Below are 14592 nucleotides of genomic sequence, written 5' to 3' on the forward strand. Positions count from 1 at the left end.
CGTCCCTCAATGGGGCCCGGTTGTTTTATTAACTAAAGAGGATGTTATGGTAACAATTCGTTTGGCACGTGGCGGCGCTAAAAAGCGTCCGTTCTATCAAGTAGTAGTGACCGACAGCCGCAACGCTCGTGATGGTCGTTTCATCGAGCGCGTAGGTTTCTTCAACCCGATCGCTTCTGGTCAGGCTGAAGCACTGCGTCTGGACCTGGACCGCATCGAGCACTGGGTTGGTCTGGGTGCAACCGTTTCTGATCGCGTTCACGCGCTGATCAAAGACGCTAAGAAAGCAGCTTAATCTGTCGCGGTGGTGGCAATGAGCAAGCAACTCAAACCGGTAGCGCCGATCGCGCCGATTGTACTCGGTAAAATGGGGTCCGCTTACGGCATTCGTGGTTGGCTCAGAGTGTTTTCATCCACCGAAAACGCCGAAAGCATTTTTGACTATCAGCCGTGGTTTATCCAGCAGGCGGGTCAGTGGCAGCATATCGAGTTGGAAGACTGGAAGCGCCACAGTCAGGATCTGATCATCAAGGTCAAAGGCATTGACGATCGGGACGCGGCGAATCTGCTGACTAATCGCGAGATTATGGTGGATTCCGATCAACTTCCTCCGCTGGAGGGTGACGATTACTACTGGAAAGACCTGATGGGCTGCCAGGTAGTCACCACCGCCGGCTACGAGCTGGGTAAAGTCATCGATATGATGGAAACCGGCTCGAACGATGTGATGGTTGTGAAAGCGAACCTGAAAGATGCGTTCGGCATGAAGGAGCGGTTGATTCCGTTTCTTCATGGGCAGGTTATCAAGAAAGTCGATCTCACTGCCCGCGTGATTGAGGCAGATTGGGATCCTGGTTTTTGACCCCCGGATCAAACGGTCGAAGCAAGTGGAATAACGGTAAGGGGATTGGCTTGTGTTCATCGGTATTGTAAGCCTGTTTCCTGAGATGTTCCGCGCTATCACCGATTACGGGGTGACTGGCCGGGCAGTAAAAAATGGCCTGCTGAGCGTGCAGTGTTGGAGTCCTCGCGACTTCACCTACGACCGGCATCGTACCGTGGACGATCGCCCTTACGGCGGCGGCCCGGGAATGCTGATGATGGTGCAACCTTTACGGGAAGCCATTCATGCGGCGAAAGCAGCGGCAGGCGAGGGAGCAAAGGTGATTTATCTGTCACCTCAGGGGCGCAAGCTGGATCAAACCGGCGTGTGCGAACTGGCGGCCAATCAGAAGATGATTCTGGTGTGTGGCCGTTACGAAGGGGTAGACGAGCGCGTAATCCAAACCGAAATTGACGAAGAATGGTCAATCGGCGATTACGTTCTCAGCGGCGGGGAACTGCCGGCAATGACCCTGATTGATTCAGTCGCCCGTTTCATACCGGGTGTGCTGGGCCATCAGGCCTCAGCGGAGGAAGACTCCTTCGCCGACGGATTGCTGGACTGCCCGCACTATACCCGCCCAGAGGTGTTGGAAGGGATGGAAGTACCGCCGGTTCTACTGTCGGGCAACCATGCTGAGATACGTCGCTGGCGCTTAAAGCAGTCGCTGGGCCGAACCTGGCTTAGAAGACCTGAACTTCTAGAAAGCCTAGCTCTGACTGACGAGCAAGCGGTGTTGCTGGCTGAGTTCCAACGGGAACATCAGGCCAGGCAACAGGACTATGAAGGAAACGTCTGACATCAGACGGGACCGATATATCAGTTTACCTAGGGTAAGAGACATATTATGAGCAACATTATTAAGCAACTTGAACAAGAGCAGATGAAACAAGACGTACCTGCATTCCGTCCGGGTGATTCCGTGGAAGTGAAGGTATGGGTCGTTGAAGGTAGCAAAAAACGTCTGCAGGCATTCGAGGGCGTGGTTATCGCTATCCGTAACCGCGGTCTGCACTCTGCATTCACTGTTCGTAAGATTTCCAACGGCGAAGGTGTTGAGCGCGTATTCCAGACTCACTCCCCAGTAATCGACAGCATTACTGTTAAACGTCGTGGTGCCGTTCGTAAAGCTAAACTGTACTACCTGCGTGAACGTACTGGTAAGTCTGCTCGTATCAAAGAGCGTCTGAACCGCGTTAACTAACGCTGCATCCAAAAGTTAATAGTTATCAGGGGTTGGCTTATGCCAACCCCTTTTTTTATCTGAAAATCCAGCTGTGGTGCATTTGCGAGATTTGGCTGCGTTGTAGCGACGTTAAAAAGCCTGCATCAGCAGGCTTTTTGCATCACAGCGCGGCGGCGCTTTGTTTATGCGGATTCTCCGGTGGGTGCGGCTGCGCCGGGACAATGTCATCGCCGGGCTTGACGATCACCCGTGCAACGGATTCGTGCGTGGCAAACGTGCAGCTGCAGTTGATGTTGCGGCATTGATGGTAACGCTCTTTGGTCGACTCGCTCAGATAGCGGCTGGAGCGAGTGTGGGCCACGTGACCGCATAGTGGACAGTGCATCATAAGAACCCCCCTTGAACAAATTAAGTGAAATTGTTGTGGCATCACCACTTAGGCGAGCGAGCCCGTCATGATGAGGCAATGCCTTGCAAGCACAGTGCGCGTTCCGTAGCACGTCGCTGTTCCAGCCCTTTGTTTTTCTTTCCGTTTACGTAAATCCAGCGAGGCAACTGATCGCAGGCCTGTCGCCACTGGCGCTGTTGCAGCAGCGCGACCAGCGTAGAGTGGCAGGCTGCGCCGACACCCACGTTGAAGGCGAAGGCGATCACCGCGTCATAGGTTTGTTGCGAGAGCGTATGCGGCAGGCAAGTGGCCATGCCGCGCTCGGTGCGGCGAACATCGTCTATCAAATCCACCGCGGCTTTGCGTTCATCTATCGTCTTGTCTGGGATGACGCCAGCAGTGTGTCCAATGCCCTGTGTCCACACCCCGGCGCTACACTGGTAAGGCGACAGGCGGCAGCCTTCGAGATCGGCGATCAGCCTGAGGCCGGCTTCTGAGGTTTGCAGCTCGCCAAATGACGGCAACAGCACGGCGATGGCCAAAACGGTGGCGACGCTGCAGCGCTTAACGATTGCACTCATCGTAAATGTTCCTCCGTGACGCCGCATTGCGTTCAATAGCCTTTAAGATTTGCAGGCTTTTACGTCGGTAGTACCAGTTCACCAGAAACGTGCCGATTCCTACCGCCGCACCGACTAGAAAGGCAATGTCCTGCGGTGACAGCTTGCCGAGCCAGGCGAGAAACAGCGCCATGGCGTAGGTGATGAATGAGGTGATTTTCTCCATAGCTTATGCTCGCTTTGTTTACAGTATCTCGGGAGCTGTGGTGGCCATCGATACGTTTCTGGCCACACTCTATCGAAATCCATCATGCCCCGAGGCTGTATAATAATTACTGTATATGCATACAGTATTAAGCTATTTGCTAAAGTCGTCAATGGGTGGGATGAATATTTTTAGCAGATTGTGCAAAAGAGGGCGGCAGGCATAAAAAAAGCCCATCGATGATGGGCTTCAAGAGATTCTGGGCGAGGAGATTACAGGCCGTAAACCAGCGTGACCGAGGTGGTCGTGTCGGTATTCTTAGGCGCTGAGGCCGGCGGTTTGCTGTTGTAGGTCACGGTGTAGGCCACGCGCAGTGAGAAGCGATCGTTGATCGCCACGTTCAATGCGCTTTCCGAGTTCAGCGTGGTTTCCTCGTTCGCCAGCGCGGAAACGCCCTGAATGAACTTGGTATTGTCGGTCAGCTGATAGGAATAGTTGGCTGCACCGTAAGCCAGCCCTTTGGTCGAGCGGCCGCCGCCGTGGTATTCATCATGGCGCACGCCGGGACCGAATTCCACCCGCAGATCGCTGAGCGGCCCGTTGAGAAGTTGACGGCCGTAACCGCCGGTCAGCGTGGAGCGTGAGTCATAACCGTTAAAGCGATCGCTTAGCCAGCTGCCCTGGCCAAACAGGTAATTGCGATCGGTCAGGTTATAGCGCGTACGACCACCGGCCTGGTACTTTTCGGACGAGCGCACGTTGGAGGAGGTGGTGTTGTTGGCCGCCCCCCACAGGCTATACGCCGCGTCGGTATTGAACCAGGTCATGTTGGTGTTGGCCAACAGGGTGGAGCTTTGCGAGTTGCCGGACTGGGCGTTGTAGCCCGCCTGCACGTTGCCTTCGAACGGTTTCTTGGCGGTGGCCGGATCGTCCATCGCGGTGAAAAGCGTATTGTCGGCAAGGGCTGAAACACTGGTGAAAGTCGTTAAGCAGCAAATATACAGCGGAAAAGCGCGACGAGCGCGGGAAGAGAGCATCTTGGATCCAGTTGTTAAGGGTGGTTATTGTTGATGACGGTCACATTATATCGGTTCACTTCGGCGACAAAAATAGCCGCCATTAGCTTAAGTTTTTAATTTTTATTCCTCATTTATTCGCTTTTCTTCTACTTAAATTCATCGCTTTCGGCGGCATTTCGTGCTGAGTCTGACGGCATCCGGGCCTGCCCGTTCGTTGGCGCCGAGACGGGCGGCGTATCTTGCCTGTAAAATAAATTGTACAAATATGTTTACGATCTGGAGTCTTCGCTGGGAAAGCGTACCGGCGCGTTTTGATAATCTTGTTGTTTATATATGCTATTGAATTTGTGTTATTTTATTGTATTTTATTGATGTTTATACGCATGCTTTTTCATAAGATTAAATGCGGTAATTTTTTATTTACAGAAATTGGATTGAAAACTTTACATCTCGTGATAAGGTAGTGCCCTGAAACGCTCAATGTTCCATTTCAACGCATAACGCCAAACGACAGGAATAGCATCATGCAAAAAGACGCGCTCAATAACGTACACATCAGTGCAGAACAGGTTCTCATTACGCCGGAGGAGCTGAAGAACCAGTTCCCGCTTAGTGCCGACGACGAAAATGAAATCGCCACCGCGCGCAACACCATCGCCAACATTTTGCAGGGGCGCGATCACCGTCTGTTGGTCGTGTGCGGACCTTGTTCGATCCACGATCCGGATGCGGCACTGGACTACGCCCGTCGTTTGAAAACCCTGGCGGCTGACTTGAGCGATCAGCTGTATATCGTTATGCGCGTCTATTTTGAAAAACCCAGAACCACTGTCGGCTGGAAAGGTTTGATCAACGATCCGTACATGGACGGTTCGTTTGACGTTGAAGCAGGCTTGCATATCGCGCGTCGCCTGTTGCTGGATCTGGTGGGCATGGGCTTGCCGTTGGCTACCGAAGCGTTGGATCCGAACAGCCCGCAGTACCTGGGGGACTTGTTCAGCTGGTCGGCGATCGGTGCGCGTACCACCGAATCGCAGACCCACCGTGAAATGGCTTCTGGCCTGTCGATGCCGGTCGGGTTCAAAAACGGCACCGACGGCAGCCTGGGTACCGCCATCAATGCCATGCGCGCCGCCGCTATGCCGCACCGCTTCGTCGGCATCAACCAGGCGGGCCAGGTTTGCCTGCTGCAGACTCAGGGCAATCCGGACGGGCACGTGATCCTGCGCGGCGGTAAAACCCCGAACTACAGCGCCGAGCACGTTGCGGCCTGTGAAAAACAGATGCTCGAGGCGGGACTCCATCCGTCCTTGATGATAGATTGCAGCCATGGCAACTCGAATAAAGACTATCGCCGTCAGCCGGCGGTGGCCGAGTCCGTGGTGGAGCAGATCAAAGCGGGTAACCGCTCGATCACCGGCATTATGCTGGAGAGCCATCTGCATGAGGGCAATCAGTCTTCCGAACAGCCGCGTGCAGACATGCGTTACGGCGTATCCGTCACCGACGCCTGCATCGACTGGGAGAGCACGGAAACGCTGCTGCGCCACATGCATCAGGAACTCGGCGCTGCGCTGACGGCACGCACGGGAGAAAAGTAAGTTATGGTGGCAGAACTGACCGCGCTGCGCGATCAAATCGACGAGGTGGACAAAGCGTTGCTGGATCTGCTGGCGAAACGCCTGCATCTGGTAGCGGAAGTGGGGGAGGTGAAAAGCCGCCACGGTTTACCGGTTTATGTGCCGGAGCGCGAGGCGGCGATGCTGGCCTCGCGCCGTCAGGAGGCGGAAAACCTCGGCGTGCCGCCGGATTTGATCGAGGACGTCTTGCGCCGCGTGATGCGCGAATCGTACGTCAGCGAGAACGATAAAGGTTTTAAAACTCTGTGCCCGCAGCTGCGGCCGATCGTCATCATCGGCGGCAACGGCCAGATGGGCCGGCTGTTCAACCGTCTGCTGACGCTGTCGGGTTATCAGGTCAGGGTATTGGATCAGGAAGATTGGCCGCAGGCGGAGCAGCTGTTGGCCGACGCCGGCATGGTGATTGTCAGCGTACCGATCCATGTGACCGAGCAGGTGATAAGCCGCCTGCCGCCGTTGCCCGACGACTGCATTCTGGTGGATCTGGCGTCGGTGAAGAACCGTCCGCTGCATGCGATGTTGGCGGCGCACAGCGGCCCGGTGGTGGGGTTGCATCCGATGTTTGGTCCGGACGTGGGCAGCGTGGCGAAGCAGGTCGTGGTTTACTGCGATGGCCGCCAACCGGAGGCTTACCAATGGTTGCTTGAACAGCTGCAGGTGTGGGGGGCGCGGCTGCATCGCATCAGCGCTGTCGAACACGATCAGAATATGGCGTTTATTCAGGCGCTGCGGCACTTCGCCACCTTCGCCTACGGGCTGCACCTGGCGGAAGAGAACGTGCAACTGGAGCAGCTGCTGGCGCTCTCCTCGCCGATCTACCGGCTGGAGCTGGCGATGGTTGGCCGCCTGTTTGCGCAGGATCCACAGCTGTACGCTGACATCATCATGTCGTCGGAAGAAAACGTGGCGCTGATTAAGCGTTACTACCAGCGCTTCGGCGAGGCGATCAAGCTGTTGGAGCATGGCGACAAACAGGCGTTTATCGATAGCTTCCGCAAGGTAGAGCATTGGTTCGGCGATTACGCCCAGCGCTTCCTGGTGGAGAGCCGCACGCTGTTGCGGCAGGCTAACGACAGCCGGCAGTGAAACGCGGGCAGTAAGCGTAAAGGGTTCGGCCAAGCCGAACCCTTTTTTTATGGTTTCAGGATGGGTTGACCGGCACCACGGTGTCGCTCGGGTAACAGCCCAGCACCTTCAGCGAGCGGGTGATTGGCGTCAGATCGCGCAGTGCTTTTTGCATCGCCTCGGCGCGCAGGTTGGCCTGCACATCGATATAAAACATCTCTTCCCACGGATTGCCGTTGATCGGGCGTGACTCCAGCTTGGTCATGATGATGCCGTTGTCGCGCAGTACCAGCAGCGCTTCGACCAGTGCGCCGGATTGTTGGCCGGTCGCCATGATCAGCGTGGTTTTGGCCGGCACCTGTTCGGAGACGTCGATCGCTTTACGCGCCAGGACGATAAAACGGGTGATGTTCTGCTGCTGGTTGGCGAGGTTGTGTTCCAGCACCTGCAGCCCATACAGTGCGCCGCCGGCTTCGCTGCCCAGAGCAGCCGCCTTCGGCGAATTCAGCTTGGCGACTTTCTCCATCGCGGCGGCGGTGCTTTCGGTGTATTCGATTTTCCAGTGCGGGAAGCGGTTCAGGAACTGGCTGCACTGCTGGAACGGTTGCGGGTGGCTGTAGACGGTTTCAATCTGGCTCAGATCGCTGTCGCCGGCAATCAGAACGCAGTGGTTGATCGGGTTGGTCAGTTCGCCGACGATCGACAGACTGGTGTGCTGCAGCAGATCGTACACCTCGTTAATCGACCCGGAGCTGGTGTTCTCGATAGGCAGAATCGCATAGTCCGCCTGGCCGGTTTCCACCTGGGTGAAGATATCCTGAAACTTCTGGCAGCCGCATTCGATCAGCTGATCGAAGTGGCGGGCAGCGTATTGGCGTGCTGCCAGATGTGAGTAAGAGCCTTTTGGGCCGAGGAAGGCGATGCGGGCGGAATGTTGGCTGACGGGGTTGAGCTGGTGCTGTAGCAACGCCTGCTGGGTCAGGACGGAATCTTCGATGATCAGTTGAAACAGGCGGGTGACGTAAAAGCCGTCCAGGTCGTAAGGCTTGGCGGCGGCGATCAGCGCATCCAGCAGATCGCGCTCGCGTTCTTTATCGCGGATCGGGCGATGAGAGTGCAGCTTGGTCTTGCCGACTTCGATCGCCAGCTCACGGCGTTCCGCCAGCAGGGCCAACAGTTTCAAGTCCAGTGCGCTGATGCGCTCGCGCAGCACCAATAACGGGTTGTCAGTCATAATCAGCTTCCGCCTTCAGTTCTTATTCGTTGTAAAACAGCCATAAAAAAAGCCTCCTGTTTCCAGGAGGCCTTATTGTTCGTCTTCGCATTCTTTCTTACACGACGAAACGCCTCCCAGTCAGGGGAAGGTAAAAAAGAATGCGAAGAAGAACGGTGTGCGTGGCATGGTCTACCTAAGGTTAATGCGAACAGGTTTTAAAGTAACCGCTGGCTTTTACCCCGTCAACAAAAATACCCGACAAAAAACGCGCCCTCGGGCGCGTTTGATGCGGCAATCGCTGTCGGACGGTTATTCCTGCTCTTGCGTGACTTCCGGCACGATGTCTTTCACGCTGGCATTGCAGCGGCGCGCTTCGCCTTTATGCTGCACCTTGTTCAGCTGGCGTTCCAGCTTGGCGATCAGCTCATTAACGGCGGTGTACATGTCATCATGTTTGGCGCTGGCGACCAGCGGGCCGTTAGGCGTGGTAATGGTAGCGTCGGCGACAAACCCCTGCGGTTCTTTAGATAAGACGATATGCGGGTTTATCAGCTGGGTCTGCCATTTTTCCAGTTTGGTGAGACGGTCTTCGACGTGATTGCGGATTGCGGGAGTGATATCCATTTGTTTGCTGGTAATGTTCAATGTCATATAACTTACCTCTCTGTCTTTCCGTCTTGGTGAATCCAGCATACCCCGCTTTTTGTTTAAATGCGTGATGTAAATCACGATTTTTTGTCACTTTTTGCAAAGTTAGTTCAATCTGTGATTCAGCATCTGAATTGGCTATCTAATGCTTGAGAGTTGCCGCCGGATGGCGCATTATCGATGAGTTGACCGGTGAGGAGCGCTAGCTAACACCGTGTTTTTACTTGTATATTTTTCCAGTAAAAACCCGGTCGACGCCAATGAAAACGGCAGCCGAGGCTGCCGTTTTGTTTTTCTGCCGTTGCCGACGCGCACTTATTGCGGGTTGGCGGCGATCACTTTGGCCACTTTGTCAGCCTGGCCGTTCAGCTGCAGCTGCTTGTAGGCATTTTCCATCAGCGGCAACACGTCGTGCGTCGCTTTGGTATCCGGGAATTCACGCAACATCTGCTCGGCGCGATTAACGACCGCGACGTAAGCACCGCGTTTAGTGTAGTATTCCGCCACCGAAAGCTCATACTTGGCCAAGCGGTCTTTCAGATACACCAAACGCTTGTTGGCGTCGGTCGCGTATTGGCTGTTCGGGTATTGCTGAATCAACTGGCTGAAGTCGCGGAACGCAGCGCGAGCGTGCTGAGGATCGCGGTCAGAACGGTCAACCCCGAAGAAGCCCTGCAGTGCGCTGTCATCGAGCGCCATGTCGGTCAGACCGCGCATGTACATCACGTAATCGATGTTCGGGTGCGTCGGGTTCAGACGCATGAAGCGATCGATGGATGCCTGAGCCATCGGCAAGTCGGCAGCCTTATAGTAGGCGTAAATCAAATCCAGCTGGACCTGCTGGGAATACGGCCCGAAAGGATAGCGGTTATCTAACGCTTCGAGTTGCGTAATCGCGCCCTTGAAGTTACCGTCCTGCAGTTTTTGCTGCGCGGTAGCATAGATTTCCGAAGGTGGGTTGTCGGGAACCGCATCCTTGGATGTGGAGCAACCTGCCAGCGCCAGGCTCAACGTGGCTGCCGCCACCAGATATTTCATACGCGTCATGACGTTTTGATTATCCTCAGGGTGTTATTCCGGGAGACTGTCCGTTAAGCTCCCGACAAAGACCAGGTACAATAGCACATTATATTAAACGGCATCGCCGTGAAAACCCAACGTTAACGAAGAAGCTGCATATGGCACAACAAGTACAACTCACCGCAACGGTGGCCGAATCTCAACTCGGACAACGTTTAGATCAGGCTTTGGCCGAATTGTTCCCTGATTATTCACGATCTCGCATAAAAGAGTGGATCCTGGGCGATCGGGTGAAGGTCAATGGCAAAACGTCAAATAAACCGAAAGAGAAGGTGCTGGGCGGAGAGACAGTCGCCATCGATGCACAGATTGAAGAAGAGGCGCGTTGGGAGCCACAGGATATCGCGCTGGATATCGTCTATGAAGACAGCGACATCCTGGTGATCAACAAGCCGCGCGATTTGGTGGTGCATCCCGGTGCTGGTAACCCAGACGGCACGGTGCTCAATGCGCTGCTGTATCATTACCCGGAAATCGCCGACGTGCCGCGTGCCGGCATCGTGCACCGTCTGGATAAAGACACCACCGGCCTGATGGTGGTAGCGAAAACCGTGCCGGCGCAAACCCGGCTGGTGGAAGCGCTGCAGGCGCGTGAAATTACCCGTGAATACGAAGCGGTGGCGATCGGCACCATGACCGCCGGCGGCACGGTAGAAGAGCCTATCGCGCGTCACTCCACCAAACGCACCCATATGGCGGTGCACCCGATGGGTAAACCGGCGGTAACGCACTACCGCATCATGGAGCATTTCCGTGCGCACACCCGCCTGCGTCTGCGCCTGGAAACCGGCCGTACTCACCAGATCCGCGTACACATGGCTTACATCAGCCATCCGCTGGTGGGCGATCCGCTGTACGGCGGCCGTCCACGTCCGCCGAAAGGCGCTTCGGAAGCCTTCATCAACACGCTGCGCGGCTTTGACCGTCAGGCGCTGCACGCCACCATGCTGCGTTTGTATCATCCGATCAGCGGTATCCAGATGGAGTGGCATGCGCCGCTGCCGCAGGATATGGTCGATCTGATCAACGCGCTGAAGGCGGACACCGAAGAATTCAAAGATCAGATGGACTGGTAATGAATTCGCTCATTCTGCCCGACTGGCCGTTGCCTCCCGGCGTTAAAGCGTGCAGCACAACGCGCGGCGGCGGCGTCAGCCTGCCGCCTTATGACTCGCTGAATCTCGGCGCCCACGTCGGCGACGAGGTGCAAGCGGTGAAACGCAATCGGGAAAGGGTGGTTACCGCCGCCGGCTTGCCGCAGATGCCGGTGTGGCTCGAGCAAGTACATGGCACCCGCGTGGTGACGTTGACGGGGCATCCGCCCGCCGATCTGCGGGCAGATGCGGTGTACAGCAACGTGCCTGGGCAGGTGTGTGCCGTGATGACGGCGGATTGTCTGCCGGTGCTGTTCTGCTCGCAGAACGGCGATGAAGTGGCCGCCGCTCATGCCGGTTGGCGTGGGCTATGCCAGGGCGTGCTGGAACAAACCGTGGCGGCGTTCACCGCCGCACCGGGCCAGATCAGCGCCTGGTTGGGGCCGGCGATCGGCCCGCAGCAGTTTGAAGTCGGGCCGGAGGTGCGTGCCGCCTTTATCGCGGAAGACGCCGAAGCCGAGGCTGCCTTTACGCCGCATGGCGATAAGTTTTTGGCTAATATCTACTTACTGGCTCGCCAACGTTTGTTGCGGGCAGGCGTGCAGGCCATCTACGGCGGCGACCGCTGCACGGTTAACGAAAAGAGTCATTTTTTCTCCTATCGACGCGATGGAATAACCGGACGTCTGGCAAGTTTAATCTGGCTGATATAACCTATTGAATTAGGACGATCCAACGACGCATGGCGTTGTACCGAAAATTTAGCGTCGAGATAACCTTGAAAATTTGAGGGATGACCTCATTTAATCTCCAGTAGCAATTTCGACCCATCTTGGAGGTGTTATGCGTCTGGATCGTCTTACCAACAAATTCCAGCTTGCCCTCGCCGATGCCCAGTCACTAGCCCTTGGGCACGACAACCAGTTTATTGAACCGCTACATCTGATGAGCGCCCTGCTCAATCAGGAAGGGGGCACGGTTCGTCCACTATTAACTTCCGCAGGTATCGATGCCGGGCGTGTGCGCACCGAAATCGAACAGGCACTGTCCCGTTTACCGCAGGTAGAAGGCACCGGTGGCGACGTTCAACCGTCCCACGAGCTGGTGCGCGTCTTGAATCTGTGCGACAAGCTGGCGCAGAAGCGCGCGGACAAATTCATTTCTTCCGAGCTGTTTGTGCTTGCGGTGCTGGAAGACCGCGGCTCGTTGACCGACTTGTTGAAAGCGGCCGGCGCGACGGCCGACAAAATCAGCAAAGCCATTGAACAGATGAGAGGCGGTGACAGCGTGGAAGACCAAGGCGCCGAAGACCAACGGCAAGCATTGAAGAAATACACGATCGATCTGACCGAACGCGCCGAGCAGGGCAAACTTGACCCGGTAATCGGCCGTGACGAAGAGATCCGTCGTACCATTCAGGTGCTGCAGCGTCGTACCAAAAACAACCCGGTGCTGATCGGCGAACCCGGCGTGGGTAAAACCGCCATCGTCGAAGGCCTGGCGCAGCGCATCATCAACGGCGAAGTGCCGGAAGGGCTGAAGCACAAGCGCGTACTGTCCCTCGATATGGGCGCCTTGATCGCCGGTGCCAAGTACCGCGGCGAGTTTGAAGAGCGCCTGAAAGGCGTGCTCAACGATCTGGCCAAGCAGGAAGGCAGCGTTATCCTGTTTATCGACGAACTGCACACCATGGTCGGCGCCGGTAAGGCGGATGGTGCCATGGATGCGGGCAACATGCTCAAACCGGCGCTGGCGCGCGGCGAGCTGCACTGCGTTGGCGCGACTACGCTCGACGAGTATCGTCAGTATATAGAGAAGGATGCGGCGCTCGAACGCCGTTTCCAGAAAGTGTATGTGGCGGAGCCGAGCGTGGAAGACACCATCGCTATCCTGCGCGGCTTGAAAGAACGTTACGAATTGCACCACCATGTGCAGATCACCGACCCGGCCATCGTGGCGGCGGCAACGCTTTCGCACCGCTATATCGCCGATCGTCAATTGCCGGACAAGGCTATCGACCTGATCGACGAAGCGGCGTCCAGCATTCGCATGCAGATGGACTCCAAGCCGGAGTCGCTCGACAGGCTTGAGCGCCGCATTATCCAATTGAAGCTGGAACAGCAGGCGCTGAATAAAGAGTCTGACGACGCCAGTAAGAAACGCCTGGACATGCTCAGCGATGAGCTGGGGCAGAAAGAGCGCGAATATTCGGAGCTGGAAGAAGAGTGGAAAGCGGAAAAAGCCTCGCTCTCCGGCACCCAGAACATCAAGGCCGAACTTGAACAGGCCAAAATCACCCTGGAGCAGGCGCGTCGCGTCGGCGATCTGGGGCGGATGTCAGAACTGCAATACGGCAAAATCCCTGAGCTGGAGAAACAGCTCGCCGCCGCCACGCAGGCCGAAGGCAAGAGCATGAAGCTGCTGCGCAACCGGGTGACCGATGCGGAGATTGCTGAAGTGCTGGCGCGTGCAACCGGGATCCCGGTCGCCAGAATGCTGGAAGGGGAGCGCGACAAGCTGCTGCGCCTGGAGCAAGAGCTGCATTCGCGGGTTATTGGCCAGGACGAAGCGGTCAGCGCGGTCTCCAATGCGATCCGCCGCAGCCGTGCGGGGTTGTCCGATCCTAACCGGCCGATCGGTTCGTTCCTGTTCCTCGGCCCGACCGGGGTGGGGAAAACCGAGCTCTGCAAGGCACTGGCTTCGTTCCTGTTCGACAGCGACGACGCCATGGTACGTATCGATATGTCCGAGTTTATGGAGAAACACTCCGTTTCGCGTCTGGTCGGTGCGCCTCCGGGTTATGTCGGTTATGAAGAAGGCGGCTACCTGACGGAAGCCGTACGTCGCCGGCCTTATTCGGTGATTCTGCTGGATGAAGTCGAGAAAGCGCATCCGGACGTGTTCAATATTCTGTTGCAGGTGTTGGATGACGGCCGCCTGACCGATGGCCAGGGCCGTACCGTCGATTTCCGTAATACCGTGGTGATCATGACGTCCAACCTGGGCTCCGATCTGATCCAGGAGCATTTCGGTCAGATGAACTATGCGCAGATGAAAGAGTCGGTGATGGAGATGGTGAGTCACCACTTCCGTCCGGAGTTCATCAACCGTATCGACGAAGTGGTGGTGTTCCACCCACTGGGCGAGAAACACATCGCCGCGATCGCCAAGATTCAGCTGTCGCGTCTGTACAAACGTTTGGAAGAGCGCGGTTACGAAGTGACCATGACCGAACCGGCCCTGGCGCTGTTGAGCAAAACGGGTTACGACCCTGTATATGGTGCGCGTCCGTTGAAACGCGCTATTCAGCAGGAGATCGAGAACCCGCTGGCGCAGCAAATACTGTCCGGCAAGCTGATCCCTGGCAAGCTGGTCACGTTGGATGTGGAAAACGACCATATCGTTGCACGCCAATAACGGCAATCGAGCGTAATAAAGATGAAAGGGAGCGGGTGACCGCTCCCTTTTCTTTATCTTCGTTTGTCCCTATTTACAGGGTTTGCCGCTATTACTGTGTTAAAACCGGTATTTTTTGACTAATAAACATCCTAAAAAGGCATTTTTGGTGATTATTTGAACGCTTGAAAAGTTTTTTGCATTATAGGGTT

General features: G+C 56.0%; 17 protein-coding genes and 1 other annotated feature. Of the genes, 9 read left to right on the forward strand and 8 right to left on the reverse strand.

The window, feature by feature from the left end:
• The first annotated feature begins 46 nt into the window (after positions 1-46).
• From rpsP to rplS, 4 genes are read left to right on the forward strand one after another with little or no spacing between them, the layout of a single operon-like run.
• Positions 47-295 carry a 30S ribosomal protein S16 gene (rpsP, locus tag FUU19_RS03870; protein ID WP_004932501.1) on the forward strand — a complete coding sequence of 83 codons (249 nt, stop codon included), beginning with the start codon at positions 47-49 and terminating at the stop codon, positions 293-295.
• Between the two features lie 18 nt (positions 296-313).
• Positions 314-862: a ribosome maturation factor RimM gene (rimM, locus tag FUU19_RS03875; protein WP_033637182.1), complete on the forward strand. Its 549-nt coding sequence runs from the start codon at positions 314-316 to the stop codon at positions 860-862.
• Positions 863-914: 52 nt separating this feature from the next.
• Positions 915-1682 (forward strand): tRNA (guanosine(37)-N1)-methyltransferase TrmD, encoded by a 768-nt coding sequence (trmD, locus tag FUU19_RS03880; protein ID WP_033641288.1) that lies wholly within the window; start codon positions 915-917, stop codon positions 1680-1682.
• 48 nt (positions 1683-1730) lie between these two features.
• A complete protein-coding gene (gene rplS, locus FUU19_RS03885; RefSeq protein ID WP_019455136.1) occupies positions 1731-2087 on the forward strand; it encodes a 50S ribosomal protein L19 in 357 nt (118 codons plus the stop codon).
• A 142-nt stretch (positions 2088-2229) separates the two neighbouring features.
• Here the strand turns inward: rplS and FUU19_RS03890 are convergent, their stop codons facing one another.
• From FUU19_RS03890 to FUU19_RS03905, 4 genes are all read right to left on the reverse strand, one after another.
• Positions 2230-2457, reverse strand: coding sequence for an ogr/Delta-like zinc finger family protein (locus tag FUU19_RS03890; RefSeq protein WP_197833344.1), 228 nt, complete (start codon positions 2455-2457; stop codon positions 2230-2232).
• A gap of 65 nt (positions 2458-2522) precedes the next feature.
• Positions 2523-3038 (reverse strand): lysozyme, encoded by a 516-nt coding sequence (locus FUU19_RS03895; protein WP_141970867.1) that lies wholly within the window; start codon positions 3036-3038, stop codon positions 2523-2525.
• Positions 3022-3243 carry an HP1 family phage holin gene (locus tag FUU19_RS03900; RefSeq protein WP_141970865.1) on the reverse strand — a complete coding sequence of 74 codons (222 nt, stop codon included), beginning with the start codon at positions 3241-3243 and terminating at the stop codon, positions 3022-3024. Before FUU19_RS03900 ends, FUU19_RS03895 begins: the two co-directional genes overlap by 17 nt.
• A gap of 251 nt (positions 3244-3494) precedes the next feature.
• Entirely contained in the window at positions 3495-4259 is a 765-nt protein-coding gene (locus FUU19_RS03905) for a DUF481 domain-containing protein (RefSeq protein ID WP_141970863.1), read from the reverse strand.
• A gap of 506 nt (positions 4260-4765) precedes the next feature.
• On the opposite strand from FUU19_RS03905, the gene FUU19_RS03910 reads away from it, so the two are divergent.
• Both FUU19_RS03910 and tyrA read left to right on the forward strand, forming a co-directional pair.
• Positions 4766-5842, forward strand: coding sequence for a 3-deoxy-7-phosphoheptulonate synthase (locus FUU19_RS03910; protein WP_038871801.1), 1077 nt, complete (start codon positions 4766-4768; stop codon positions 5840-5842).
• Positions 5843-5845: 3 nt separating this feature from the next.
• Positions 5846-6967, forward strand: a complete 1122-nt coding sequence (gene tyrA, locus FUU19_RS03915; protein ID WP_016929015.1) for a bifunctional chorismate mutase/prephenate dehydrogenase — start codon at positions 5846-5848, stop codon at positions 6965-6967.
• A 55-nt stretch (positions 6968-7022) separates the two neighbouring features.
• On the opposite strand, the gene pheA is transcribed toward tyrA, so the two are convergent.
• The 4 genes from pheA to bamD all read right to left on the reverse strand — a co-directional run bounded on the left by pheA (position 7023) and on the right by bamD (position 9857).
• Complete coding sequence (pheA, locus tag FUU19_RS03920) at positions 7023-8180, reverse strand: bifunctional chorismate mutase/prephenate dehydratase (RefSeq protein ID WP_049204228.1); 1158 nt, start codon at positions 8178-8180, stop codon at positions 7023-7025.
• Positions 8181-8222: 42 nt separating this feature from the next.
• Positions 8223-8349: a sequence feature (Phe leader region), on the reverse strand.
• Positions 8301-8348 carry a hypothetical protein gene (locus FUU19_RS03925; protein WP_101428074.1) on the reverse strand — a complete coding sequence of 16 codons (48 nt, stop codon included), beginning with the start codon at positions 8346-8348 and terminating at the stop codon, positions 8301-8303. It overlaps the preceding feature by 48 nt.
• A gap of 122 nt (positions 8350-8471) precedes the next feature.
• The gene (gene raiA / locus FUU19_RS03930; protein WP_004932457.1) at positions 8472-8813 is read right to left on the reverse strand and encodes a ribosome-associated translation inhibitor RaiA; all 342 of its coding nucleotides are present in this window, start codon (positions 8811-8813) and stop codon (positions 8472-8474) included.
• 312 nt (positions 8814-9125) lie between these two features.
• Positions 9126-9857 carry an outer membrane protein assembly factor BamD gene (gene bamD, locus FUU19_RS03935; protein ID WP_004932456.1) on the reverse strand — a complete coding sequence of 244 codons (732 nt, stop codon included), beginning with the start codon at positions 9855-9857 and terminating at the stop codon, positions 9126-9128.
• 131 nt (positions 9858-9988) lie between these two features.
• Between bamD and rluD the strand changes: the two genes are divergently transcribed.
• The 3 genes from rluD to clpB all read left to right on the forward strand — a co-directional run bounded on the left by rluD (position 9989) and on the right by clpB (position 14401).
• Positions 9989-10966: a 23S rRNA pseudouridine(1911/1915/1917) synthase RluD gene (rluD, locus tag FUU19_RS03940; protein WP_028127833.1), complete on the forward strand. Its 978-nt coding sequence runs from the start codon at positions 9989-9991 to the stop codon at positions 10964-10966.
• Positions 10966-11697, forward strand: coding sequence for a purine nucleoside phosphorylase YfiH (gene yfiH, locus FUU19_RS03945; protein WP_141970861.1), 732 nt, complete (start codon positions 10966-10968; stop codon positions 11695-11697). The genes rluD and yfiH overlap by 1 nt, the downstream gene beginning before the upstream one ends.
• Before the next feature lie 130 nt (positions 11698-11827).
• Positions 11828-14401 (forward strand): ATP-dependent chaperone ClpB, encoded by a 2574-nt coding sequence (gene clpB / locus FUU19_RS03950; RefSeq protein WP_025301647.1) that lies wholly within the window; start codon positions 11828-11830, stop codon positions 14399-14401.
• Positions 14402-14592: the final 191 nt, after the last annotated feature.

Origin of the sequence: Serratia montpellierensis (assembly GCF_020858655.1) — a bacterium.
Taxonomy (GTDB): Bacteria; Pseudomonadota; Gammaproteobacteria; order Enterobacterales; family Enterobacteriaceae; genus Serratia; species Serratia montpellierensis.